The sequence below is a fragment of the Rhodococcus sp. no. 34 genome (assembly GCF_054589475.1).
The window spans coordinates 1-899 of record NZ_BAAILK010000016.1; the positions used below are offsets into that span (position 1 = coordinate 1).

General features: G+C 60.8%; 1 protein-coding gene. It reads left to right on the forward strand.

The genetic code is table 11. From position 1 onward, the window contains the following. Positions 1-899, forward strand: an 899-nt coding sequence (locus ACYP01_RS04635) for a condensation domain-containing protein (protein ID WP_459678797.1), incomplete at both ends; no start/stop codon positions are given.

Consider the following 899-nt stretch of genomic DNA (forward strand, 5'->3'; position numbering starts at 1 on the left):
GCTGCTGTGTCGGATGTTGTTGGTCGGCATGAGATTTTGCGGACGGTGTATCCGGAGGTCGACGGTGTCGGGTTCCAGGAGGTGTTGTCTGCGGATCGGGTGCGGTTGGATTTGTCGCCGGTGGCGGTGTCGGAGTCCGATGTCGTTGGTGCGGTGACGGAGTTCTTGTCGACCGGTTTCGATGTGGCGGTGGAGGTTCCGGTTCGGGCGCGGTTGTTCGCGGTGTCGGAGTCGGAGTTCGTGTTGGCGATGGTGGTTCATCACATCAGTGGTGATGGTGTGTCGATGGGGCCGTTGACGCGTGATGTGATGGTGGCGTACGAGGCTCGTTCTCGGGGTGAGGTGCCGGGGTGGGCGCCGTTGGCGGTGCAGTATGCGGATTACGCGTTGTGGCAGCGGGAGACTCTCGGTTCGGAAGATGATCCGTCGTCGTTGATTTCGCGTCAGATCGGTTTCTGGGAGTCGGCGTTGTCGGGGTTGCCGGATCAGTTGGATTTGCCGGCTGATCGTCCGCGGCCGGCGGTGGCGTCCAATCGTGGTGCTGCGTATTCGTTCGTGATTGATCGTGATGTGCATGTGTCGTTGAGTGACGCTGCGCGTGAGTCGAATTCGTCGTTGTTCATGGTGGTGCATGCGGCGTTGGCGGTGTTGTTGTCGCGGTTGTCGGGGACGTCCGATATTGCGATCGGTACTCCGGTGGCGGGTCGTGGTGAGCAGGTTCTCGATGATTTGATCGGGATGTTCGTCAATACGTTGGTGTTGCGGACCGAGGTGGATTCTTCGGAGTCGTTCTCGGGGTTGTTGGGTCGGGTTCGTGAGGGCGATCTGGGTGCGTTTGCGCATGCGGATGTGCCGTTCGAGCGGTTGGTGGAGGTGCTCAATCCGGCGCGGTCGCAGGC